Here is a 20,383-nt window from a genome sequence, read left to right on the forward strand (position 1 = left end):
GGACCTGCGCAGAAAGGGTATGTGCATCAGCCAACCAGTTTGTCGAGCCGGCGTCTGGCCGGGCCCAGCGAGCGGCCGCGGCCGAGCAGACCCGCCCAGGGATCGCTGCGGGCCTGGTCGACGGCGTCCTCGATGGTCCAGCGACGGGGGCCGAGGTCCGGGTCGTCGAGCTGGTCCCAGGAGACGGGGACGGCGACGGGAGCGCCGGGCCGCGCACGGACGGTGAAGGGGGCGACGGCGGTCTGGGCGTAGCCGTTGCGCTGCACGTCGAGGTAGAGCCGGTCGCCCCGGTCCTTCTTGCGGGCGGCGGTGGTCAGCCGGTCGGGATGCCCCTGGGCGAGCAGACCGGCGACGCCCCGGGCGAAGACGTGGACCTCCTCGAAGTCGTGACGGCCGTCCAGTGGCACGACCACGTGCAAACCGCGCGAGCCGGTGGTCATCAGCGCCGAAGGGAGCCGCAGGTCGTCCAGCACTCCGCCCAGCAGCCGGGCAGCCTCCCGTACGGCCTCGAAGTCGTCGGCCGAGTCGCCCGGGGGGTCGAGGTCGAAGACCATCCGGTCCGGACGGTCGACGCCGTGGCCGCGATCGGTCCGCGACAGCCACCGGTGCAGTGTGAGGCAGGCCTGGTCGGCGAGGAAGACCAGGGTGGCGGTGTCGTCGCAGACGGCGTGCGTGACCCTCCCGCCCTCCTTGGCGACCTCGGCCCGGGTGATCCAGTCGGGGTAGTGGTCCGGGGTGTTCTTCTGCATGAACCTGGGGCCGTCCAGACCGTCCGGGTACCGCTCCAGCATCAGCGGGCGGCCGCGCAGATGCGGCAGCATGAACGGCGCCACGGACCGGTAGTACTCGACGAGGTCACCCTTCGTGTACTCCTTCCGGGCGTACTCCTTCGCGCCGCTGTCACCGGCAGTGTCGCTGTCGCTGTCGCTGGGGAAGAGCGCCTTGCCGGGCCGGTGCACGTCGACCGTGCGCCGGCCCGCCCGTACCGTCCGCACGTCGTCGGTCACCCCACCACCGCCTCCCCCACCAGCAGCCGCCCGGCGGCGGCGATGGCCGCGGCGTCGATGCCCGCGGCGTGCAGCTGCTCGTCGGGGGCCGCCGAACCCGGCATGTTCCGCACCGCGAGCCGGACCAGCCGGGGCACGGGCCTGCCGTCGGTGAAGGCGTCCAGGACGGCGTCGCCGAGCCCGCCCTCCTCGTGGTGGTCCTCGACGGTGAGCAGGCAGCCGGTCTCCTCGGCGGCCCGCCTGAGGGTGTCCCGGTCGACAGGCTTGACGGAGTACAGGTCGACGACCCGTACCCGGATGCCCTCGCCCTCCAGGGCGTCGGCGGCGGCCAGCGCCTCGTGCACGGTCACGCCGGCCGCGACGAGGGTCAGCCGGTCCTCGTCACTGGAACGCAGCACCTTGCTGCCGCCGACGGGGAACTCCTCGTCGGGCCCGTAGATCACCGGGCTCTCCCCGCGCGAGGTACGCAGGTAGCGGATGCCGTCCAGGCCTTCCATCGCCGCGACGAGCTTGGCGGTCTGGTTGGCGTCGCACGGGTACAGCACGGTCGAGCCGTGGACCGCCCGGAACATGGCCAGGTCCTCCAGGCCCATCTGCGACGGCCCGTCCTGGCCGATGGCGACGCCGGCGTGGGAGCCGACGAGGTTGATGCCTGAACCGCTGATCGAGGCCATGCGCACGAAATCGTAGGCGCGCGTCAGGAAGGCCGCGAAGGTCGCGGCGTACGGCACCCAGCCGCGCGCCGCCATCCCGACGGCGGAGGCGACGAGCTGCTGCTCGGCGATGTAGCACTCGAAGAAGCGGTCGGGGTGCTCCTTGGCGAACTGCTCGGTGCGGGTGGAGTCGCCGACCTCGCCGTCCAGGGCGACGACCTGGCCACGCGCCGTGCCCAGCGCCGCGAGGGCCGCGCCGAAGGCGTTGCGGGTGGCCACCTTCTCTCCCTTGTCGTACGTCGGCAGCTCGAGGGAGGTGTCGTGCACGGCGTGCAGCATGCGGGCAGCCTGCGGCTCCCGCACTCGCACGGGGGTGAGGTCGCGCTCCCCGCCCAGCTCGGCGATCGCCTCCTCCGCCTCGGGCAGCGGCTTGCCGTGCAGGCCCTCGCGGTCCTGGACGGCGGCGACGCCCTTGCCCTTGAGGGTGCGGGCGAGGATCACGGTCGGCTGCCCGGTCGTCGAGGCCGCCTCGCCGTAGGCACGGTCGATGGCGTCCACGTCGTGGCCGTCGATCTCCACGGTGTGCCAGCCGAACGCCTGGAAGCGGCGGGCGTAGGCCTCCAGGTCGTGGCCGTGCCGGGTGGGACCGCGCTGGCCGAGGCGGTTGACGTCCACGACCGCCGTCAGATTGTCGAGGTGCTCGTACCCGGCGTGCTCGGCGGCCTCCCAGATCGATCCCTCGGCGAGTTCGCTGTCTCCGCACAGCACCCACACCCGGTAGTCGGTGCGCTCCAGCCGCTTGCCGGCCAGGGCGATACCGACACTCACCGGCAGGCCCTGGCCGAGGGAGCCGGTGGCGGTCTCCACCCACGGCAGCCGCCGCGGGGTGGGGTGGCCCTCCAACCTGCTGCCCAGCTTGCGGAAGGTCAGCAGTTCGCCGTCCTCGATCGCTCCGACCGCCTTGTAGGCGGCGTACAGCAGCGGTGAGGCGTGGCCCTTGGAGAGTACGAAGCGGTCGTTGCCGGGGTGGTCGGGGCGTTCGAAGTCGTAGCGGAAGTGGCGGGCGAGCAGTACCGCCACCAGGTCCGCCGCGGACATCGAGGACGTCGGATGCCCGGAGCCCGCCGCCGCGGCGGCCCGCACGCTGTCCACGCGCAGCTGCTGCCCGAGTTCGACGAGTTCGGCGCTGTTCATGAGTCTCCTTCCGCAGGGGTGTCCGGGCGCCTGACCGGGCCCGGAGCGGGATGGTCGCCCGGCTGGTCCTTCGCGGGCTCACCGCCCGGCTGGTTCTTGGCGGGTTCGCCGCCGGGTCGGTTTTTGGCGGGTTCGCCGCCAGGTTGGTTCTTGGCGGGCTCGCCGCCGGGTTGGTTCTTGGCGGGCTCGGAGCCCGGCCGTCGCTCCGCCGGCTCGTCGCCGGGCGGGTTCTCGGCGGGCTCGTCGCCGGTGTCCGCGGCCAGGGCCGCGCCCGGCCCTGTTCCGCTCGGCCGCCCGCCGGGGACGCGCGCGAGTTCCGGTGAGGCCGTGTCCAGTGGCACCGACCAGGAGCGCACCAGGCCCAACTGGACGCCCTGACGCGGCAGTACGGCGTCCAGGAGCCAGTCGGCGGCGACCCGGACGCGGTTGCCGGGCATGGCCGCGAGGTGGTAGCCGCGGGTGACCGCACCGGCGGCCGGCCCGGACAGCGGTACGCCGAACGGGTTGGCGGCGGCCTTGACGCCGCCCAGGTCGACGACGAAGCCGAGGTCGCGGTGGCGGTAGGGGCGTCGCTCGCCCATCCCGAGCGACGCTGCCACGTTGTGTGCCGCCGTGTCGCCGTGCCGCCAGGCGTGCTGGGCCGTCATCGGCGTGAACTTCCCCGGGTTGCCGAGGTCGGGTACGGCGGCCGCGTCACCACACGCGAACACCTCGGGCCGACCCGGCACCTGGAGGTACGGGTCGACGACAAGGCGCCCTTTCTCCAGGGGCTGCCCGGTGCTCTCCACGAGCGGGTCGGGCCGCACGCCGACGCACCAGACGAGGGTGCGGGTCTCGACGAAGTCGCCGTCGGTGAGCAGGACACCGTCATGGGTCGCCTCCTTCACGGAGGTGCCCATCCGGACGTCGACACCGCGCTCACGCAGTACACGGTCGGCTGTCTGCGAAAGACGTTCATCCATCTCCGGCAGGACGCGCGGCGCGATGTCCAGCAGCATCCAGCGGGGCCGCATGACCGGCCGGCGTGGCTGCCGGCGTGCCAGTCGGTCGGTGAGGATCTGCATGTGCGCGGCCACCTCGGTGCCGGTGTAGCCCGCCCCGACCACCACGAAGGTGCACCGTGCGGCGCAGCTCTTCGGGTCGTCCGATCCTGCGGCGAGTTCCACCTGCCGGGTGACGTGGTCACGCAGGTACAGCGCTTCGGGAAGGCCGCGGAAGCCGTGTGCGTGCTCGGCGACACCGGGGATGGGCAGCAGCTTGTTGACGCTGCCGACGGCCAGTACGAGGCGGTCGTAGGCCAGCTCGCCCGTGCCGCCCTCGGGGTCGGTGTAGCGCACGGTGCGGCCGTCCAGGTCGAGGCCGTCGGCCTCGCCGAGCACCAGCCGCACCCGCGGCAGGGTGCCGGAGAGGGAGACGGCGACCCGGCGCGGTTCCAGGATCCCGGCGGCGACCTGCGGCATCAGGGGCAGGTACAGGAAGTAGTCGGTCGGGTTCAGCAGGGTGATGTGGGCCCGGCGCCGGGTCAGCCGGGAGAGGGTGCGGGCGGCCCGGTATCCGGCGAAGCCGGCGCCGACGATCACGATGCGGGGTCGACTCACGGTGCGCCTCCGGCGGTGCTGCTCGTCCGAGGCCTACCGCGTCCCCTTGGCAAAGGCCCCCAAACGCCGGGGAGGCCGGGCGTTTCGCCCCGACCCCGTCCGGTTACCCGGGCCGGGATCCCACCGATCCGCCCGACCAGACACGGCCCACCCGTGTCGCGGAGGTACACCCCCATGCCCGAATACGGCTATTTCCTGTCGACCGAGGAACACGGTCCCGCCGAGCTCGTGGAGCAGGCCCGCATGGCCGAACAGGCCGGGTTCCAGGCTCTGTGGATCTCGGACCACTACCACCCGTGGAACGACGCCCAGGGCAACGCTCCATTCGTCTGGTCGGTCATCGGCGCGCTGTCGGAGGCGGTCTCGCTGCCGATCGAGACGGCGGTGACCTGCCCCACCGTGCGGATGCACCCGGCGGTGGTGGCGCAGGCGGCGGCGACCAGTGCGGTGATGACCGGCGGGCGCTTCCGGCTCGGCGTCGGCACCGGCGAGGCTCTCAACGAGCACATCCTCGGCGACGGCTGGCCGCCGCTGCACATCCGGCTGGAGATGCTGGAGGAATCCATCCAGGTGATGCGCCGGCTGTTCACCGGCGAGGAGGTCAACCACCACGGCACGCACTACACCGTGGAGAACGCCCGCCTCTACACCGTCCCCGACGAACCGGTGCCCATCGACATCTCCGGGTTCGGCCCCAAGGCCACCCAGCTCGCCGCACGGGTGGGCGACGGCTACATCACGATGATGCCGGAGGAGGAGATGGTCACCCAGTTCCGCAAGGGCGGCGGGGGCACCAAACTCGTCAGCGGCGGCACGAAGGTCTGCTACGGCACCGACCGGGACGAGGCCGTCCGCCGGGTGCGTGAACTGTGGGCCAACGAACTGCTGCCCGGCGAGATGGGGCAGATCCTGCCCACGCCCCGGCACTTCGAGCAGCTGCAGCCCCTGATCACCGAGGACAAGGTCCGCGAGAGCCGGGTCTGCGGCGACGACGTCGACGAGCACGTCTCCGCACTGTCCGCCTTCGCCGACGCCGGTTTCGACCGTGTCTACGTCAACCAGATCGGCCCCGACCAGCGTGGCTTCTTCGACTTCTACCGCACGAAGGTGCTGCCGCAGCTGACGGGCGGCGGCAGCTGAGCCGGCCCCGCCGGCCTGCGGGCCGGCGGGGCCGGGAAGGTCCTACGCGGATCCGCGTACGCGGGTCAGGTCCGGTGGTGCGGTCCGTCCAGGTCCACGCCCGTGCCCGGCGCCGTGTTCGGCATGGGCGGGTACGGCGTGCCGAGGCCGCCGGGAGGTCCGGCGGGCGGGGTGCCGCCGACCACGTGAGCGGGGGCCGCGGAGTGGTGGGTGTGCCCCGGCCGGGCGGCGTTGCGCAGCGCGTAGGCCGCGACTCCCAGGATGACGGCGGTGATCAGCGCGGCCGCCCAGCCGGGCAGACCGGTGGCCAGGGCCAGGCCCAGCGCGACCGCGAGCGCGCCGCCCGCGTACAGGGCGACGGCTCCGGATGCCGCGTACAGCGTCGCCGTGCGGCGCTGCTTGCGGGTCTGCTCGCGCAGTTCGTCGCGCACGGTCTCGCGCGCCACCTGCGCCAGCTCGTCGACCAGATGCTTGTCCAGGTGCTCCAGATGATCCAAGCGGTCCATGCCCTGCGGGTACCCGCACACACGTACGCATAACGCGTTCCGTGATGGCGTAGCGCCCGCGCGTGATCCCTTCGGCCGGGCGGAGGGGATCGGGTGAAGGGCTCTCCCTCCCCCGGCCGTCGCAACTAGGCTCGCCCGTATGGATATCCAGGGAGCCGCACTGCGCATCTACGTCGACGACCTCGAGACCGCGATCCCGTTCTACGAGCACCTGACCGGCGCTCGGGCGATGAGTTTCGCCCGCGGCGGGGTGCAGGTCGCCGCCGTCGGCTCGTTCCTGCTGATGAGCGGCCCCGAGGCGGAACTGGAGGTGCTGCGCAAGGTGACCGCGACCATCGCCGTGAAGGACGTCGAGGAGGCCCACCGGGTCCTCACCGACCTCGGCGCCCGGATCATCGCCGGCCCGGTGGCGACGCCGGTGGGCCACAATCTGATCGCGATGCATCCGGATGGCGCGGTGTTCGAGTACGTGGACCAGGCGGGCTGAGCCGCTCCCTCTCCCGCTCCCCTCCCCCTCCGCTCCCCTCCCGGGGCTCTTCTCACGTCTCCGCGAAGGCGGCCACGACGGTGTCGGTGAGCAGGGCGGCCGCCGTGCCGTCGGGGTCGAGGTCGGGTTCGTAGATGGTCACGTTGAGGCCGACGCAGTGCGGGGAGGCGAGCAACGGGCGCAGCAGCGCGACGAGTTCCTCGGGCACGAGGCCGTCCGGGTCGGGGCTGTCCACGGCGGGCATCACGGCCGGGTCCAGGACGTCCGCGTCCAAGTGCACCCAGAAACCGTCGAGTTGCGGCGCCTCGAAGCCCTGTACGGCCGCCTGGGCCAGGGTGTCCGCGCCCTGCTCGCGGAGATCGCCGACGGTGGCCACCGGCATCTTCAGGGCGGCCAGTTCGGTGCGGTCCTCCTCGAAGCAGTCGCGGATGCCGAAGAACCGTACGTCCTCGTCCCTGAGGTAGGGCCCGAGCCCCTCCAGGTTCGTCAGGTCCTCCTGTCCGCGCCCGGTGCCCAGGGCGACCTCCTCGCCGCCGGCCGCGCCGATCCGGTCGGAGTTCCCCGGGTGCCGGAAGTCGGGCGAGGCTCCCCCACTGCCTAAAGGGCGTGGGAGGTACCCCCATCGGCGGCGAGCCCGTACCGTCCGATGCGGCGCAGCGCGAGGGACGCGCCGAGCTGGACGGAGCAGTCGCCGCCGAGGACCACCGGGAAGTCACCGGCGCGCACATGTGGTTCGAGCCGGTCGGCGAGCTTCACGGTGTACGCGGCGAGCGCGGCGGCGTTGAACACGCCGTCGCCCTCCTGCCAGTCGCCCCGGTCGTAGCGCGGCGGGACCACCACCCCGCCCTCCGCGGCACCCAGCCTCCCCCACTGCCTTAAAGACGTGGGAGGTACCCCCAGAGGATCCCCTGCTCCCGCAGGGCACCGGCGAGCTTGTAGCAGCCGGGCACGGTGCCGGGGGCGGGCGGGCGCAGGCCCAAGTTGGAGGGCGCGTCGAGCACGACGATATTCCGCATGCGGCACATCGTTCACGACGTACAGTCGGCCCTCAACCGTTTTCTGCGGAGGGCACGAAGAGCGCATGAGCGAGCAGCACACGTACCGGGTCATCGTCCGGGGCACCTGGGACGGGCTGACCGAGGAGGCGCGGGTACGGCTGCTGGCGGAGGCGGCCGATCACGGGATGACGAGCATGCGGTTCACCGACGAGGGCTCCCTGTCGTACGAGCCGTCGCCGCTGAAGCACTTCTCCATGCGGTACGTGGTGGTCTCGGACGCGGCGGACGGCGAGGAGATGGCGGCGGCGATCGCGGAGGACCGGGCGGAGACCGCGCTGCGCGGACTGGGGTACGGCTTCACCGGGCTGCGGTCGACGGTCACGGATCTCGACACGATGAAGGTCAACTTCAAGCCCGCATCTCGGCGGTGATCGCCCACCGCTCGTGATCCCGCCAGTCCCCGTCGACGTAGATCATCTTCGGGGAGAAGCCCTCCAGACGGAACCCGGCGCCGCGGGCGAGGGCGATGGACGCGGCGTTGCCGGGCTGCGCGTTGATCTCCAGCCGGTGCAGCCGCATGGGCCCGAACGCGTGGTCCACCACCAGGCCGAGCCCCTCGCGCATCAGCCCGCGCCCGGCCGCGTGCGCGAAGGCGCCGTAGCCCAGGGCACCGCACTGGAAGCCGCCGCCGACGATGTTGTTGATGTTGATGTACCCGGCGATGGCCCCGTCGTCCTTCGCGCAGACCAGGAACCCGGCCTTCGTCGGGTCCTCGATGAGCCGTCCCGCGTACGCGGTGTACGCCTCTTCGGTGGTCGGCGGGAACAGCCACGGGTGGTGCAGGTCCTTGCTCTCCCGGGCACGGGCGGCGAACTCCGGACCGTCCTCGTAGGTGAAGTGACGTATCCCCACGCGGGGGCCTTCAGCGAGGTATCGGGACGCGGCATGCGGCATCCGGCCAGCCTACGGCGTCGTCGGCCCGGAGTCCCGTGGATGCGGGAAGGCCGCGCGCGGTCAGCCGAGGGCGGGTTCGTCGAGCGTCAGGGTGCCCGCCTCCGCGTCGAGTTCCGCGACGGTCCCGAACGGGATCGTCAGCGCCCCCTCGCAGTGGCCGAACCCGAACCGCTCGACGACGGGGACGTCGCCGAGGGCGCCGAGCCGGTCGGCGAGCAGGGTGCGTACCCGGTCGTAGTCCTCGCAGCTCTCCCAGGACCCCAGCAGCACGCCCCGCACTCCGTCGAGCCAGCCCGCGCGGAGGAGCTGGGTGAGGTAGCGGTCCAGGCGGTACGTCTCCTCGCCCACGTCCTCCAGGCACAGCAGCCCGCCGCGTGCCGAGGGCCGGGCGTGCGGGGTGCCGCACTCCGCGGCGAGCAGGCAGAGGCAGCCGCCGAGGGTGACACCCCTGGCTCGGCCGGGGACCAGGGCGCGGCCGTCGGAGCGGATCGTGCGGACGGTCTCCGGGGCGAAGAGGGTGGCCTTCAGATGCTCCTGTGCCCGCGCGTTCTTGATGAAGTCGACGCCGGCCGCCATCGGGCCGTGCAGCGTGACGAGCCCCAGGCGGGTGGCGAAGGCCTCGTGCAGGGCGGTGATGTCGCTGAAGCCGACGAACACCTTCGGGCCGGCGGCCCGCATCGCCTCCCAGTCGAGCAGGTCGGCCATCCGCTGTGCGCCGTACCCGCCCCGGGCGCACAGCACCGCGTCCACGGCCGGGTCGCACCAGGCGTTCTGCAGGTCGGCGGCACGGTCCGCGTCCGTGCCGGCCAGGTAGCCGAACTCCGGATGCCGGTCGAGCACGTGCGGCGCGACCACCGGATCGAGGTCCCAGCCGCGCAGCACGTCCAGCCCGGCCTGCAGCCGCTCCTCGGGCACCGGGCCGCTGGTGGCGACGACGGCCACCCGGGCGCCCGGGGCGAGACGGGCGGGGCGGACCAGCTGCTTCATGTGACCAGCTCCAGGGTGGGAATGCCTGCCGGGTGCAGGCCGAACACCTGAGCGTACAGAGACAGCTCCGCCTCCAGCGCCCTGACCAGGGTGTCCGTCCGCCGGAAGCCGTGTCCCTCGCCCTCGAAGGCGAGGTAGGCGTGCGGCACGCCCCGTCCCTGGATCCGGGCGAGGAGGCGTTCGCACTGCGCGGGCGGGCAGATGACGTCGTCGAGGCCCTGGAGCAGCAGGAACGGCGCGGTGATCCGGTCGGCGTGCTCGGTCGGGGACCGTTCGGCGTACCGTCCGGGGACCTCGGCGAGCGGCCCGACCAGGGTGTGGAGGTAGTGCGACTCGAAGTCGTGGGTCTCCCCCGACGCCCAGTTCGTGAGGTCCAGGACGGGATAGGCGATCGTGCCGCAGGCGTAGACGTCGGTCGTGGTCAGGGATGCCGCGGCCGTCCAGCCGCCCGCGCTGCCGCCCCGGATCGCCAGCCGCCGGCGGTCCGCGGCGCCCTCCGCGGCGAGGGCGAGGGCGACGGCCGCGCAGTCCTCGACGTCGACGACGCCCCACTGCTCTCGCAGCCGGTCCCGGTAGGCGCGGCCGTACCCGGTGGAGCCGCCGTAGTTCACCTCGGCGACCCCGATGCCACGGGAGGTGAAGTAGGCGATGCCCAGGTCCAGCACGAGTGGCGCCCTGCTGGTGGGCCCGCCGTGCGCCCGTACGACGTACGGCGGCAGCTCGCCGTCGGGCCCGACGCAGCCGGGGTGGTGCGGCGGGTAGACGTGGGCGTGCACCTCCCGGCCGCCGGGGCCGGTGAAGGTGCGGATCCGCGGTTCGGGGTAGTGGGCGGGGTCCACCGGGTCGGTGTGCCGGGCGCCGATCACCCGGGCGTGTCCCGTGTCCGCGTCCAGTTCGACGACCTCGTAGCCGCTGCGCGGGCCCGCCGCCACGCCCACCACCCGGTCCCCCCGTACGGCGAGGGTGGGCGCGAACTCGGTCCAGGGGCCGGCCGCGTCGACGATCTCACCGGTCTCGGGATCCAGTATCCCGAGTGCGGTCGACCCGCGTCCGTGGAGAACGGCGATCAGCCCGCTCGCCAGCGGTGCGAACCAGCGCTGCCCGAGTTTCCACAGCGGACCGGCGAACTCCTCCTCGCGCGGGCAGAGCGGGACGCCGTCGCGGTAAAGGTTCCACCAGCCGCTGCGGTCGCTCGCATACAGCAGACCGCCGTCCGCCGACCATTCGCACTGCGCGACGGATTCCCGCGGCCCGCCGGCCACCGTGCGTACGGTATGCAGCATGCCGTCGTCGCCCACCTCGGCACACACCAGCTCCGTACCGTCCCAAGGCATCCGCGGATGGTCCCACGCCAGCCAGGCGGCCCGGCGCCCGTCCGGGGACAGGCGCGGCCCGGTCACGAACCGGTGCCGGGCGTCGGTGAGTTCACGGACGCCGCCCCGGTCCGAGGCGGCGGAGCCGTCCAGCGGCACGGCGGCCAGGACGCGGCGCACGTCACCGGGCCCCTCCCCGGTGGACTCCTCCAGTACGCACCAGACCTCGCCCCGCTCCGGCAGCATCAGCGGCTCCGCCCAGCGCAACCCGCCGCCCACCGGCGACACCGGGGTCAGCGGGCGCGGCTCACCGCCCGGCTCGTACCGGTAGAGCCGCTGGTCGGCGAAGTGCGCGAACACCAGGAGGGGGTGTCCGTCGACGGCCACCGCGGCCCACGGCCGGCCACCGTATTCGATCACCCTGCTGCGCACGTCCCACGGCGCGGGCAGCACCGGCTCCTCCTCCCGGCCCGCGCGCCTCACCAGCGTGCGGCGGCCGCCCTCGGCGGGCCGGGGCTCCGTCCACCACGTCTCGTCGCCGACGAAGCCCACCCATTCGGGCTGCCCGTCGTGCGCGGCGGCCAGTGCCGCGTCGATGGGCGAGGGCCAGGAACCGTGGGCCAGCGTGCGCACACCGTCCCCCATCGCCTAGGCCGACCGCAGGAAGCGGTCGAGGACACGGACACCGAAGTGCAGCGCCTCGACGGGGACCCGCTCGTCGACGCCGTGGAAGAGCGCCTGGTAGTCGAATCCCTCGGGGAGTTTCAGCGGCGCGAACCCGTAGCCGGTGATGCCCAGCCGCGAGAACTGCTTGGCGTCGGTGCCGCCGGGCATGCAGTACGGCACCACGTGGCCCTCGGGTGCGAACTCCTCGACGGCGGCCCGCATCCGGGCGTAGGTCGGGGAGTCCACCGGCGCCTGCAGGGCGACCTCCCGGTGGTGGTACTCCCAGTCCACGTCCGGTCCGGTCAGTCGGTCCAGCGTGGCTGCAAACTCGTCCTCGCAGCCAGGCAGGTATCGGCCGTCCACATGGGCGACCGCCTCGCCCGGAATGACGTTGATCTTGTAACCGGCCTCCAGCACCGTCGGGTTGGCGCTGCACCGGACGGTGGCGTTCACGAGTTTCGCGGCCGGGCCGAGCTTGTCCAGCAGCCCGTCCACGTCCCCCAGGCCGGCGTCGACCCCGTACAGGGCGGCGAGTTCGGTCAGGGCCGCGCGCACGGTCGGGGTGAGACGCAGCGGCCACCTGTGCTCGCCGATCCGGGTGACGGCGGCGGCGAGCCGGGTCACGGCGTTCTCCCCGTTGACCCTGGAGCCGTGCCCGGCCCGCCCGCGCGCGGTGAGCTTCAGCCAGGCGGTGCCGCGCTCGCCGGCGGCGATCGGGTACAACTGCCGCCCGCCGCCGTCGTGGAAGGTGAACGCGCCGGCCTCGCCGATGGCCTCCGTGCAGCCCTCGAACAGTCCCGCGTGCCGGTCGGCGAGGAACCCTGCGCCGTCCTCCGCGCTGGCCTCCTCGTCGGCGGTGAAGGCCACCACGACGTCACGCCGGGGCCGTACGCCCGCCCGGGCCCAGTAGCGCACCACCGCGAGGATCATCGCGTCCATGTTCTTCATGTCGACGGCCCCGCGTCCCCACACGACGCCGTCACGGATCTCTCCGGAGAAGGGATGGACGCTCCAGTCGCGGGCCTCGGCGGGCACCACGTCCAGGTGACCGTGCACGAGCAGCGCGTCGGCGGACGGGTCGGTGCCCTCGATCCGGGCGACGACGTTCGCGCGCCCCGGGGTCCGTTCCAGCAGCACCGGTTCCAGTCCCGCCCCGGCGAGCCGCTCGGCGGCGTACTCGGCGGCCGGGCGTTCCCGGCAGTCGCCGCCGCCCCTGTTGGTGGTGTCGATCCGGATCAGGTCGGAGGTGAACCCGACGACCTCGTCCAGCGCCCGCTCGTCAGCCATACTGCTCCTCCACCGCGGCCGAGACGATCGTGGTGACCGCCTTGAAGGTACGGATCCCCTCGTACATGGTGTCGCTGGTGTACGACACCTTCCGTTCCCCCGTGCGGTCCACTCCCGGCACGACGGTCGCGGCGAGCGCCAGGTGCTCGGCGTCGAACTCGAGGGCGACCGTGAACGGCCCCCCGCGCACCGGCTCGTGACGGACCGCCAGGGCTGTAGCGTCCTTTGCCGCGGCACGGATGTCGGCGGCCGTCCTGGCGGGGGTCCGGCACACGGCCGCGTACCGGGACACATGGTCCTTGACCGCGACCTTCAGCGCCCCCGGCGCATACCCGAGCGCGTCCTCGCAGGCCACGTCGTCGCCGGTGACGAGGACGACGGGCACCCCGAACTCGGCGACGACGTGCGCGTTGAGCAGGCCCTCGCTCGCCCGTACGCCGTTCAGCCACACCCCGGTGATGGAGTTGGCCAGGTAGGTGTGCGCGAGGACGCCCTCCATGCCGGCGCCCGCGTGGTAGCCGACGAACGCGATGCCGTCGACGTCGCCGTGCTGCACGCCCTCCACCATGGACAGCGCCTTGTGCCGCCCGGTGAGCATCTCCACCCGCTCGTCGAGCTCTTCCAGGAGCAGGTTGCGCATGGTCCAGTGGGCCTCGTTGACAAGCACCCGCTCTGCCCCGCCGTCCAGAAATCCCAGGGCGGCGGCGGCCACGTCGGAGGTGAACATCGTGCGGCAGCGTTCCCACTGGGGCGTCCCCGGCAGCACGTCGGCCGGCCAGGTGACCCCTGTGGCGCCCTCCATGTCCGCGCTGATGAGGATCTTCATACATCGTCACGCTACGCGCCGAAGGCCCCCCGGGCCAGGACCCGGCACACCCTGACGTACGGCGCTCAGCCTGCCGCGGCGCGCGCGAGGACGAACCAGCGCGCGGGGAGGTCGATGCGCGTGCCGTCGGCCAGGTACTCGGTCTGCGGCAGGGTCGTCTCGCCGTCGGCGAGGATCTCCAGCCCGGTCTTGCGCAGCAGCTCCGGGATCTCCTCGTCGTCGGCGTCGGCGGGCTTGAGCCCGTGCTGGAAGACCCGGCGCAGCTTGGGCGGCGGGCCGTCCGGGTCGGCGGCGGCACGGCTCAGCACCTGCCGGGAGTCGGAGGTCAGTTCCACGACGAAAGCCCGCCCCCGGAAACCGATGATCTCCGCGACGGCCCCGGCCACTGACGGGCGCGCCGCCGGCTCGCTCTGGTGGATGACGGCCCGCATGTACACGTTGCTGTCCCCCAGCCGGCCGTGCAGGGCGCGCACGGCCTCGGTGTCGGTCAGGTCGAGCTGCTGGAACTCGGGGGTGTCGCCGTCCGTGGCGCGGCGCGCGTGTTCGATGGCGGCGTGCGAGAGGTCGACGCCGACGGCGCGGGCGAATCGGGTGGCCAGGTACCGCGTCTGGGTGCCGTTGCCGCAGCCGAGGTCGACTATAGGGCGCGTGGTGTCCGCGTACGGCAGGAACAGCTCGCTGTGCGGCGCGGAGGTCAGTGACGGATCGGCGTCCCAGATGGCCTCGCCCCGCGCGTCGGACGTCTCCCGCCAGTAACTCTCCCAGTTCTCACGGTAGTTCTCCGAGACCTTCATGCGCCCTCCCCAGGGTCGGTTCCGTGATCGAAGTATCGCGTTCACGGTCTGACCGGCAAGGGGCGGGTACCCATCTTTCACCGGATGTTCGAGCCGGCGCACACCGGTGGTACACACCGGCGCATCGTGCGCCACTGACGACGCCTCAGCCCCGGTGCCGAGCTGTCGTCAGGGCTTGTTCGAACCACACCGTCTTGCGGTGGCCCGCTGCGCTGGCGCCCCATTCGCGGGCCAGCCGGCTGACCACGCGCAGGCCGCGGCCCGACTCGTCGTGGATGCCGGCGCCCAGCAGGGCGGGCAGCGCGGGTTCGTCGTCGGTGACCTCGCACAGCAACGCGTCGGTGCGGACCAGCCGCAGCCCGATCCGCTGACCGTCCCCGTGCCGTACCGCGTTGGTGACGACCTCGCTGACCAGCAGCTCCGCTGTGTCCACCGCGTCGGCGAGGCCCCATTCGAGCAGTTGACCGCGGACCAGCCGACGGGCGCGGGCCACCTCGCGCGCCTCCCGGGCGAGCTGCCATTCGGCGACGTGCTCGGCGGGAACGCCGTTGAGCCGGGCCATGAGCAGCGCGACGTCGTCCTTGCGTCCGCCGCGGGTGTTGAGGGCGCGGATGATCGTGTCGCAGGCGTCGTCCATGGAGGCCGCGGGGTGTGCGGCCGACTCGCAGAGCGCGGCGAGTCCGTCGCCGATGTCGGCCCCGCGCACCTCGACCAGGCCGTCCGTGCACAGCACCAGCCGGTCGCCGGGCGAGACCCGGACGACGGTGGACTCGAAGGGGACACCGCCCACGCCGATCGGGGCACCGGTGGGCAGGTCGAGCAGTTCGCTGCGGCCGTCCTCCGCCCGCACCAGGACGGGCGGGATGTGTCCCGCGTTGGAGAGCTGCAGTTCGCCGCGGATCGGGTCGTAGACCGCGTACAGGCAGGTGGCGAGGTAGTTCTCGCCGAGCCTGCGGGCCAGGTCGTCGAGGTTGCGCAGCAGCTGGGCGGGCGGGGTCTCCATGGCGGCCATGGTCTGTACGGCCGTACGCAACTGGCCCATCATCGCCGCGGAGTTGAGACCGTGTCCCATGACGTCGCCGACGACGAGGGCGGTGCGCGAGCCGGGCAGCTTGATGGTGTCGAACCAGTCGCCGCCGATCCGGCCGAGCCGGGTGCCGGGCAGATAGCGGGTGGCCACGTCGCATCCGGCCATCCGCGGGGCGACCTGGGGCAGCATGCTGTCCTGGAGGGTGTCGGCGACGTTCTCCTGATAGGTGTACATGCGGGCGTTGTCGAGTACGAGGCCCGCGCGGGCGGCGAGTTCGGCGCCCGTGGTGCGGTCCATGTCGTCGAACGCGGGGCGGTCGGGGCGGCGCATCAGCACCATGAAGCCGAGGACGACGTTGCGCGCCTTGAGCGGCACGATCAGCAGGGAGCGGCCGGTGATCAGCGGCCTGAGGTCGCGCTTCTCGAACTCGCCGGAGATGCGGGCCGCGAGTTCCTCGGTGACCCGCGGGATCAGGACCGGTTCGCCCGTGACCATGCACTGGTAGAACGGGGTGTGTTCGGGGAAGGCGAAGGTCTCGCCGACCGGCACGGTGTCGTCCCAGCGGCCGGGTTCGTCGTTGTGCTCCACCCAGACCCGGTGCATCACGGTGTGCGCGTCCGGCGGGCCGTCGGGGAAACCCTCGCCGGCGAGGACGGCGGCGCGCAGATGGGTGCCGGCGAAGTCGGTGAAGCGGGGTACGGCGGCGCTCGTGACCTCCCGGATGGTCTCGCCCAGATCGAGGGAGGTGCCGATGCCGGAGCTGACCTCGTTGAGGAACTCCAGCCGCTCGCGGACGGCCGCGTACTCCAGGTCGTCCTCGGCGCCGGCCGGGACGACGGCCACCGTACGCTCCTGCGGGGCGGCTTGGACCGGACGGCGCCCCGCGCGGCGCGGCACACCCCAGTCCGGCGTCACCGGCACCCGGTCGAACTGGCTGAACTCCAGGACGGGATAGCCCAGTTCGAGGACCTGGGAGACGATGCGGCCGCTGAGGCCGGGGCCCATGTTGGGGAGGATCTCGGGCAGCCGCCGGGCCAGGTCGTCGGAGGCGGGGAGTTCCGTGTGGCGGGCGAAGCCGGGCGAGATGCGCTCGGCGGTCCCGTCGTCGTAGCCGTGCTCGAGGTGCAGCCGGGCGGCGTCGGCGGCGAGCACCAGGAGCCGGGCGGGGCCCGGGCCGACGAGCGGGTAGGCCCACCACAGGACGTCGAGCCGGTCGCCGCCGGACTCCGCCGGTCCGGGCCCGTCGTCGTGCCGTGCGGAGATGCGGGCGCGGCCCGCCGTCGGGTAGGCGGTCCGGCCGCCGAGCGAGTCCTCCAGGTCGGGGCCCAGCTCGTCGTACGTCTCGTAGGGCCCGTAGGCGTCCAGCAGCGGTTCGGTGTCGAGGCCGTCGGGCAGGGCACCGGAGACCGGCAGCAGATCGGCGGCCGGGTGCCCCACGGCAACCTCCCGCTCGACGCCGAACAACCGCCGGGCGCCGGTGCTCCAGTGCGACACCAGGCCGTCGCGGTCGACGACGACCACGGCCAGCGGAATCCGGCCGGCCCCGGCATGCCGCGGCGCGGCGCCGTCCCCGGGGCCTGCGCCCATTTCCGTGCCACGGTCCATGGCCCCGACCCTCTCTCCCCCTAGATGCGCGGGCTCCCCGTCGGCACCGCACGATCCACGTCATGATCTGTGCTGCCTACTCCACGGTACGGCCGCCGTACGTCGCGTGTGCGGCAATTGGTGAATTGCCGTGCGCGGCGCTCCGGCGCACGCTATGAGCCCCTCGGTGGCGGCCGGAGCCGGTCAGGCCGGCCAGGTCGGCCTGTCTTCGTGACCCAGTTGCAGGTCCCGTTCCGTCCTGCCGCCGCCGGCCACCTGCAGCACCGTGGCCACGGGCGGGTACCCGGCGGCGATGACGGTGTACTCGCCGGAGGCGAGGTCGACGAACCGGAACGTTCCGTCGGCACCCGTGGTGAGCGTGTCGACGACGTTGCCCGCGGCGTCGAGCAGGGTGACGCGGGCGTCCTCGACGGGGCGCCCGCCGCCGGCCCGCACGGTGCCGCGCAGTACGGCTCCGCCGGCGAGTTCGATGTCCTGGCGGGTCTCCCGGGCGGCCTGGACGGTGACGGGAAGCGCCACGGGCCGGAAGGCGGGCGCGCTGGCGGCGAGGGTGTATTCGCCGGCCACCAGCTCGGTGATGAGGTAACCGCCTTCGCGCCCGCTGCGGGTGCTGGCGACGACCTCGCCGTGCACGTTGGTGAGGGTGACGGTGGCGCCCCGCACGGGGGTGCCGTCGGCGGTGAGCACGCTGCCGGAGAGGCGTCCGGCGCCGCCGAGGACGACGTCGAGGTCGACAGGACGTTCACCGACGGTGACGGAGACGGCCTGCGGCTGATGACCGCCGGCCGCGGCGATCATCACGTACGGGCCCGGGCCGGGCGTGGCCAGCGCGTACCGTCCGTCCTCGCCGCTGGCGCCCCGCCCGACCTGTCGCCCGGCGACGTCGATCAGGGTGAGCGCGGCGCGGGGCACCACTGTCCCGTCGGAATGCTGCACCGTGCCGCAGACGGGGACCGAGGCGGTGTACGGCGAGCGAAGCGAGGTGGGGGTCCCCACGGCCGAAGGCTGGGGGCGGGCCTGTGGGATCGGGGTGCTCACCGGCACGGTCTCCTGGTCGGTGGCGGCGGCGTTGTGGGACACCAGTGGTTTCTCCTTGAGGAAGAAGGCGAGCAGCAGGCCGGCGACGAGCACCGGGACCAGGTGGAGGAAGATCCGGGGCATCGCGTCGGCGTAGGCGGCGACGCATGCGTCGCGCAGCGCGGGCGGCAGCGCGTGCACGAGCTGCGGGGTGAGCGACTCCGGGGCGGCGGGGCGGGTGCCGGCGTGCGCGGGAAGGCGCCGGTGCAGGGCGTCGGCGAGCCGGGCGGTGAAGAGGGTGCCGAAGACGGCGGCGCCGACGCTGCCGCCGATCTGCCGGAAGTAGTTGCCGGCGCTGGTGGCCGCGCCGAGGTCGGCGGGGAGCACGGAGTTCTGGACGGCGAGGACGAGTACGGGCATCACCAGGCCGAGTCCGGCGCCGAGGACGGCCATCCAGATGCCGCAGTGCAGCCGGGGCGTGTCCGTCTGGAGCCGGGACAGCAGCCACATGCCGGTCACGCCGAGCACGCCGCCGAGCACGGGGTAGGCCTTGTAGCGGCCGGTGCGGCTGATGAGCTGTCCGGCGACGACGGAGCCGGCGACGATGCCGCCCGTCATGGGCAGCATGAGCAGGCCGGACTCGGTGGCGGAGGTTCCGTACACCATCTGCACGTAGGTCGGCAGATAGCCGGCGGCGGCGAACAGGGCGACGCCGACGACGAGTCCGATCAGGGCGCTGACGGTGAAGACGGGGTCGCGGAACAGTCTCAGCGGGACGAGGGGTTCGGCGGCGCGGTGCTCGGCGAGGACGAAGAGGGCGGTGGCGGCCACCGCGCCGGCGCCGAGGCCGAGGACGACACGCGAGTCCCAGGCGTACCGGGTGCCGCCCCAGCTGGTGAGGAGCACCAGGCAGACGGATGCCGCCGCGAGCAGAACCGCGCCGAGCAGGTCGAACCGGCCCCGGGAGGGCGGCTTCGGCAGCTTCAGCACGGCGGTGACGACGGCCAGGGTGAGCAGGCCGAAGGGCACGTTGACGTAGAAGCACCAGCGCCAGGAGAGGTGGTCGGTGAAGTAGCCGCCGAGCAGGGGCCCGGCCACGGACGCGAGGCCGAAGGCGGCGCCGACCAGGCCGAGGAAGCGGCCGCGCCGGCGGGGCGGCACGATGTCCGCGATGATCGCCTGCACACCGGTCATGAGCCCGCCGGCGCCGACGCCCTGCACCGCGCGGAAGGCGATCAGCTGGTCCATGGTCTGCGCCCGCCCGGCGAGCGCGGAGCCGGCGACGAAGACGAGGATCGCGCACTGGAAGACGCCCTTGCGGCCGAGGAGGTCGCCGAGCTTGCCGTAGACGGGCAGGCCCACGGTGGAGGTGAGCAGATAGGCGGTGATCGCCCAGGTCATGCGGTCCAGGCCGTGCAGTTCGCCGACGATCCTCGGCAGCGCGGTGGCGACGACCATCTGCTCCAGGGCGGCGAGGAGCAGGGCGAGCATCAGCCCGGCGAAGACCAGCCGTACGCGGCGGGGGCTGAGCGCGGCGGCCGGTGCGGACGGCGGGGCGGAAGGCCGGCCGGGTGCCACGGCCGGTTCGTCCTGCGCCAGAGTCGTCCCGCCCACGTACCGCTCCCCTCGTCGCGCTGCCGCGCGGTTCCCGCGTTGCCGCCGGCTGCGACAACTACGGGCAAGCACGACGAGTTACGGCACCGGACCGGTTTCCGTGGGGATCCACTCGAACCGGTGAGGCGGGGCGAAACCTCTTGAGCGGCTTGGCGGTTGGTCTACTTCTCGACCTCGGTGGCGAGCCTGGCGAGGACGGCGTCGTAGATGCGGGCGAGGCCCTTGGGGGCGAAGGTCCGCTCGAAGAAGCCGCCGATGCCGCCGGCCCCGTTCCAGGCGGTGGTGACGACGACCCGGGAGCTGCCCTCGCCGGCCGGGGTGACACGCCAGGTGGTGACCATGGAGGAGTTGCGGTCCTTCTCCACGAGCTCGCCGTCGGTGAGCTCGCTGACCTCGAGGAGGCAGTCGCGGACGCGCTTGCTGGTGGCCTGGAGCTTCCAGTGGACGAGGGTGCCCTCGCCGTCCCCGCCCTCACGGACCTCGTACTCGCTGAACTGCTCGGGAAGCAGCCTCGCGCGCGTGCCGGTGTAGTCGGCGAGGGCGTCGAACACCTTCTCCGCGTCCGCCGCGACGACCCGCTCCGTAGTGGCCTCGACCTGCGCCATTGCGTTCCTCCAGGACCTGTGTTCTCGGGGTTGGGTCAAGCCAACCACCCCTGTCCCGGGCCGCCCAAATCGGGGTGCCCCGAGCTGTCCGATGCGATCGGA

At 72.9% G+C, this 20,383-nt stretch carries 16 protein-coding genes and 1 pseudogene; 3 read left to right on the plus strand and 14 right to left on the minus strand.

Features of this window, described 5'->3' with window-relative positions; all coding sequences use genetic code 11:
• Positions 1-26: 26 nt before the first annotated feature.
• From ligD to ACFYZQ_RS28860, 3 genes are read right to left on the minus strand one after another with little or no spacing between them, the layout of a single operon-like run.
• Positions 27-1,007 carry a non-homologous end-joining DNA ligase gene (gene ligD, locus ACFYZQ_RS28850; RefSeq protein WP_389153711.1) on the minus strand — a complete coding sequence of 327 codons (981 nt, stop codon included), beginning with the start codon at positions 1,005-1,007 and terminating at the stop codon, positions 27-29.
• Positions 1,004-2,854, minus strand: coding sequence for a transketolase (locus ACFYZQ_RS28855; protein ID WP_389153714.1), 1,851 nt, complete (start codon positions 2,852-2,854; stop codon positions 1,004-1,006). Before ACFYZQ_RS28855 ends, ligD begins: the two co-directional genes overlap by 4 nt.
• On the minus strand, positions 2,851-4,452 hold the full coding sequence (locus ACFYZQ_RS28860; RefSeq protein ID WP_389153716.1) for an FAD-dependent oxidoreductase: 1,602 nt from the start codon (positions 4,450-4,452) through the stop codon (positions 2,851-2,853). The genes ACFYZQ_RS28855 and ACFYZQ_RS28860 overlap by 4 nt, the downstream gene beginning before the upstream one ends.
• Before the next feature lie 174 nt (positions 4,453-4,626).
• Here ACFYZQ_RS28860 and ACFYZQ_RS28865 point away from each other — a divergent pair, with 174 nt between their 5' ends.
• Positions 4,627-5,592, plus strand: coding sequence for an LLM class F420-dependent oxidoreductase (locus ACFYZQ_RS28865; protein ID WP_389153719.1), 966 nt, complete (start codon positions 4,627-4,629; stop codon positions 5,590-5,592).
• A 65-nt stretch (positions 5,593-5,657) separates the two neighbouring features.
• Here ACFYZQ_RS28865 and ACFYZQ_RS28870 read toward each other — a convergent pair whose 3' ends face one another.
• The gene (locus tag ACFYZQ_RS28870) at positions 5,658-6,098 is read right to left on the minus strand and encodes a phage holin family protein (RefSeq protein WP_389153722.1); all 441 of its coding nucleotides are present in this window, start codon (positions 6,096-6,098) and stop codon (positions 5,658-5,660) included.
• 139 nt (positions 6,099-6,237) lie between these two features.
• Between ACFYZQ_RS28870 and ACFYZQ_RS28875 the strand changes: the two genes are divergently transcribed.
• Entirely contained in the window at positions 6,238-6,585 is a 348-nt protein-coding gene (locus tag ACFYZQ_RS28875; RefSeq protein ID WP_389153725.1) for a VOC family protein, read from the plus strand.
• A gap of 52 nt (positions 6,586-6,637) precedes the next feature.
• On the opposite strand, the pseudogene ACFYZQ_RS28880 reads toward ACFYZQ_RS28875, so the two are convergent.
• A pseudogene (locus tag ACFYZQ_RS28880) lies at positions 6,638-7,601 on the minus strand (arginase family protein).
• Positions 7,602-7,666: 65 nt separating this feature from the next.
• Here ACFYZQ_RS28880 and ACFYZQ_RS28885 point away from each other — a divergent pair.
• Complete coding sequence (locus ACFYZQ_RS28885) at positions 7,667-8,014, plus strand: DUF6204 family protein (protein WP_389153727.1); 348 nt, start codon at positions 7,667-7,669, stop codon at positions 8,012-8,014.
• Here the strand turns inward: ACFYZQ_RS28885 and ACFYZQ_RS28890 are convergent.
• The 9 genes from ACFYZQ_RS28890 to ACFYZQ_RS28930 form a co-directional block, all read right to left on the minus strand.
• Positions 7,992-8,537, minus strand: coding sequence for a GNAT family N-acetyltransferase (locus ACFYZQ_RS28890; RefSeq protein ID WP_389153730.1), 546 nt, complete (start codon positions 8,535-8,537; stop codon positions 7,992-7,994). The genes ACFYZQ_RS28885 and ACFYZQ_RS28890 overlap by 23 nt on opposite strands.
• Before the next feature lie 60 nt (positions 8,538-8,597).
• Positions 8,598-9,524, minus strand: a complete 927-nt coding sequence (locus tag ACFYZQ_RS28895) for an LD-carboxypeptidase (RefSeq protein ID WP_389153733.1) — start codon at positions 9,522-9,524, stop codon at positions 8,598-8,600.
• Positions 9,521-11,482 (minus strand): prolyl oligopeptidase family serine peptidase, encoded by a 1,962-nt coding sequence (locus ACFYZQ_RS28900; protein WP_389153736.1) that lies wholly within the window; start codon positions 11,480-11,482, stop codon positions 9,521-9,523. The genes ACFYZQ_RS28895 and ACFYZQ_RS28900 overlap by 4 nt, the downstream gene beginning before the upstream one ends.
• Positions 11,483-11,485: 3 nt before the next feature.
• Entirely contained in the window at positions 11,486-12,790 is a 1,305-nt protein-coding gene (locus ACFYZQ_RS28905) for a M20/M25/M40 family metallo-hydrolase (RefSeq protein WP_389153738.1), read from the minus strand.
• On the minus strand, positions 12,783-13,616 hold the full coding sequence (locus ACFYZQ_RS28910) for a M55 family metallopeptidase (protein WP_389153741.1): 834 nt from the start codon (positions 13,614-13,616) through the stop codon (positions 12,783-12,785). The genes ACFYZQ_RS28905 and ACFYZQ_RS28910 overlap by 8 nt, the downstream gene beginning before the upstream one ends.
• Before the next feature lie 65 nt (positions 13,617-13,681).
• Positions 13,682-14,410, minus strand: a complete 729-nt coding sequence (locus ACFYZQ_RS28915) for a class I SAM-dependent methyltransferase (RefSeq protein ID WP_389153744.1) — start codon at positions 14,408-14,410, stop codon at positions 13,682-13,684.
• A 145-nt stretch (positions 14,411-14,555) separates the two neighbouring features.
• Positions 14,556-17,045 (minus strand): SpoIIE family protein phosphatase, encoded by a 2,490-nt coding sequence (locus ACFYZQ_RS28920; RefSeq protein ID WP_389153747.1) that lies wholly within the window; start codon positions 17,043-17,045, stop codon positions 14,556-14,558.
• Between the two features lie 183 nt (positions 17,046-17,228).
• The gene (locus ACFYZQ_RS28925) at positions 17,229-19,676 is read right to left on the minus strand and encodes an MFS transporter (RefSeq protein ID WP_389153749.1); all 2,448 of its coding nucleotides are present in this window, start codon (positions 19,674-19,676) and stop codon (positions 17,229-17,231) included.
• Positions 19,677-19,837: 161 nt separating this feature from the next.
• Positions 19,838-20,281 carry an SRPBCC family protein gene (locus ACFYZQ_RS28930; protein ID WP_389153752.1) on the minus strand — a complete coding sequence of 148 codons (444 nt, stop codon included), beginning with the start codon at positions 20,279-20,281 and terminating at the stop codon, positions 19,838-19,840.
• Between the last annotated feature and the right edge of the window lie 102 nt (positions 20,282-20,383).

Source organism: Streptomyces sp. NPDC001843 (assembly GCF_042891955.1).
Classification (GTDB): Bacteria; Actinomycetota; Actinomycetes; order Streptomycetales; family Streptomycetaceae; genus Streptomyces.

Excerpts from the sequence above, each read along its gene's own strand:
- ACFYZQ_RS28910 (WP_389153741.1), bottom strand. The coding sequence starts at position 13,616 with ATGAAGATCCTCATCAGCGCGGACATGGAGGGCGCCACAGGGGTCACC.
- ACFYZQ_RS28890 (WP_389153730.1), bottom strand. The coding sequence starts at position 8,537 with ATGCCGCATGCCGCGTCCCGATACCTCGCTGAAGGCCCCCGCGTGGGG.
- ACFYZQ_RS28885 (WP_389153727.1), top strand. The coding sequence starts at position 7,667 with ATGAGCGAGCAGCACACGTACCGGGTCATCGTCCGGGGCACCTGGGAC.
- ACFYZQ_RS28930 (WP_389153752.1), bottom strand. The coding sequence starts at position 20,281 with ATGGCGCAGGTCGAGGCCACTACGGAGCGGGTCGTCGCGGCGGACGCG.
- ACFYZQ_RS28870 (WP_389153722.1), bottom strand. The coding sequence starts at position 6,098 with ATGGACCGCTTGGATCATCTGGAGCACCTGGACAAGCATCTGGTCGAC.
- ACFYZQ_RS28920 (WP_389153747.1), bottom strand. The coding sequence starts at position 17,045 with ATGGACCGTGGCACGGAAATGGGCGCAGGCCCCGGGGACGGCGCCGCG.
- ACFYZQ_RS28915 (WP_389153744.1), bottom strand. The coding sequence starts at position 14,410 with ATGAAGGTCTCGGAGAACTACCGTGAGAACTGGGAGAGTTACTGGCGG.
- ACFYZQ_RS28900 (WP_389153736.1), bottom strand. The coding sequence starts at position 11,482 with ATGGGGGACGGTGTGCGCACGCTGGCCCACGGTTCCTGGCCCTCGCCC.
- ACFYZQ_RS28855 (WP_389153714.1), bottom strand. The coding sequence starts at position 2,854 with ATGAACAGCGCCGAACTCGTCGAACTCGGGCAGCAGCTGCGCGTGGAC.
- ACFYZQ_RS28895 (WP_389153733.1), bottom strand. The coding sequence starts at position 9,524 with ATGAAGCAGCTGGTCCGCCCCGCCCGTCTCGCCCCGGGCGCCCGGGTG.
- ACFYZQ_RS28905 (WP_389153738.1), bottom strand. The coding sequence starts at position 12,790 with ATGGCTGACGAGCGGGCGCTGGACGAGGTCGTCGGGTTCACCTCCGAC.
- ACFYZQ_RS28865 (WP_389153719.1), top strand. The coding sequence starts at position 4,627 with ATGCCCGAATACGGCTATTTCCTGTCGACCGAGGAACACGGTCCCGCC.
- ACFYZQ_RS28875 (WP_389153725.1), top strand. The coding sequence starts at position 6,238 with ATGGATATCCAGGGAGCCGCACTGCGCATCTACGTCGACGACCTCGAG.